The organism is Hydrogenophaga intermedia, from assembly GCF_000723405.1.
Taxonomy (GTDB): domain Bacteria; phylum Pseudomonadota; class Gammaproteobacteria; order Burkholderiales; family Burkholderiaceae_C; genus Hydrogenophaga; species Hydrogenophaga intermedia.
The window spans coordinates 1-2,065 of the sequence record NZ_CCAE010000111.1; the positions used below are offsets into that span (position 1 = coordinate 1).

The 2,065-nt window shown below is 70.3% G+C and carries 3 protein-coding genes; 2 read left to right on the forward strand and 1 reads right to left on the reverse strand.

What is annotated here, in order from left to right; translation table 11 throughout:
* Positions 1-76: 76 nt before the first annotated feature.
* Complete coding sequence (gene arsC / locus BN948_RS25325) at positions 77-487, forward strand: arsenate reductase (glutaredoxin) (RefSeq protein ID WP_035624886.1); 411 nt, start codon at positions 77-79, stop codon at positions 485-487.
* Between the two features lie 16 nt (positions 488-503).
* Positions 504-1,208, forward strand: coding sequence for an arsenical resistance protein ArsH (gene arsH / locus BN948_RS25330; RefSeq protein ID WP_035624889.1), 705 nt, complete (start codon positions 504-506; stop codon positions 1,206-1,208).
* 6 nt (positions 1,209-1,214) lie between these two features.
* Here arsH and BN948_RS25335 read toward each other — a convergent pair whose 3' ends face one another.
* Positions 1,215-1,970, reverse strand: coding sequence for a response regulator (locus tag BN948_RS25335; protein WP_009516355.1), 756 nt, complete (start codon positions 1,968-1,970; stop codon positions 1,215-1,217).
* Positions 1,971-2,065: the final 95 nt, after the last annotated feature.

Sequence of the window (2,065 nt, forward strand, 5' to 3'; positions counted from 1 at the left end):
TTTATAAAGATACCGCGCCCCCCCGAGACCAACACGGAGAGGATCGCCGGCAGCGTCAGTTGTGTAAAAGAGCCAGATCTACCACAACCCCGCCTGCGGCACCTCGCGCAACGTGCTGGCGCTGATGCGCCACTGCGGCGTCGAGCCGCAGGTCATCGAGTACCTGAAGGCGCCGCCGTCACGCGACGAACTGCGCCGCCTGCTGGCCGACATGGGCCTGGGCGTGCGCGACATCCTGCGCGAGCGCGGCACGCCCTACGCCGAGCTGGGCCTGGACCAGCCGCACTGGAGCGACGAGCAACTGCTCGATTTCATCGAGGCGCACCCGGTGCTGATGAACCGCCCCATCGTGGTCACGCCCAAGGGCACGCGGCTGTGCCGGCCCAGCGAGGCCGTGCTCGAGCTCCTGCCCCAACCGCCCATGCGGCCCTTCACCAAGGAAGACGGCGAGACCGTGCTGAACTCGGAGGGCCGGCGTGTCCGTTGAGGCGATCAAGCCCCCCATGCCCGCGCTGCAAGCGGCGCACTGGCACGCCATCGACCGCGCCCGCCTGTTCCCGGCCGAGCCGTCCGCGCACGCGCCGCGCATCCTCCTGCTCTATGGCTCGGTGCGCCCGCGCTCCTTCAGCCGCCTGGTGACACTGGAAGCGGAGCGCCTGCTGCGCGACCTGGGCGCCGAAACGCGCGTCTTTCACGCCAACGGCCTGCCGCTGCCCGACGACGCGCCCGAGTCGCACCCCAAGGTGGCCGAGTTGCGCGAGGCCGTGCAGTGGGCCGAGGGCATGGTCTGGTGTTCGCCCGAGCGCCACGGCGCCATGACCGCCACCATGAAAGCCCAGATCGACTGGATTCCGCTGGCCCTGGGCGCGGTGCGACCCACGCAGGGCAAGACACTGGCCGTCATGCAGGTCAGCGGCGGCTCGCAGTCGTTCAACGCCGTCAACCAGATGCGCGTACTGGGGCGCTGGATGCGCATGCTCACCATCCCCAACCAGTCCTCGGTGGCCAAGGCGTACCAGGAATTCGGCGACGACGACCGCATGAAGCCCTCGGCCTACTACGACCGGGTGGCGGACGTGATGGAGGAGCTGTTCAAGTTCACCCTGCTCACGCGCGACGTGTCGCCCTACCTGGTGGACCGCTACAGCGAACGCAAGGAGAGCGCCGAAGCGCTGGAGCGGCGCGTGGAGCTGCGGCGCAGCGCGTAGCAGCGCTCAGTACAGCGTCTCCACCGCCGCATTGAATCGGTACCCCGCCCCGCGTTCGGTCACGATCAGCACGGGCTTGCCGTGGTCGGCCTCGATCTTGCGGCGCAGGCGCAGCACCTGCACGTCGATGGCGCGGTCGTAGACCTCGGCGCTGTGCAGGCGCGAGAGTTCGAGCAACTGGTCGCGGCTGAGCACGCGCTGCGGCGCGGCGCAGAAGGCCATGAGCAGGCTGAACTCGTGGTTGCCCAACTCCACTTTTCGGCCGTCGGGCGCGGTGAGGCGGCGCGTGCGCAGGTTCAGTTCCCAGCCGGCGAAGCGGAAGGCGCGGCGCTGGTCATCGCGCGCGGCCTCGTCGGGTGCGCGCGACTGAGACTGGTAACGGCGCAACACGGCGCGGATGCGCGCGAGCAGTTCGCGCGGGCTGAAGGGCTTGGTCACGTAGTCGTCGGCGCCCAGCTCCAGGCCCATCACGCGGTCGGCCTCCTCGGCGCGGCCGGTGAGCAGGATCACCGGCACCGGCGCGCGCTCGCGCAACTGGCGCGCCAGGGCCAGGCCGTCCTCGCCGGGCAGGCGCAGGTCGAGCACGACGAGGTCGATGGCCTCCTGGTCGAACACCTCGAACAGGCGCCGGCCGCTGTCCACGGCGGTGACGCGCATGTCGGCCTCGCCCAGGTAACCCAGCAGCAGCTCGCGCAGCGCGGGGTCGTCGTCCACCACCAGGATGTGGGGCGGGTGGGCGCTGGCCTGCGAATCGTCGGTCATCGGCAAAGGGTGGGGTGGCGGGTCGTGCGGTGCGTGCCCGCATCCGCTATGGTCGATGGTAGCGCCCGCCCCCGCCCATGGCCCCCGAACATCTC

Excerpts from the sequence above, each read along its gene's own strand:
- arsH (WP_035624889.1), top strand. The coding sequence starts at position 504 with ATGCCCGCGCTGCAAGCGGCGCACTGGCACGCCATCGACCGCGCCCGC.
- BN948_RS25335 (WP_009516355.1), bottom strand. The coding sequence starts at position 1,970 with ATGACCGACGATTCGCAGGCCAGCGCCCACCCGCCCCACATCCTGGTG.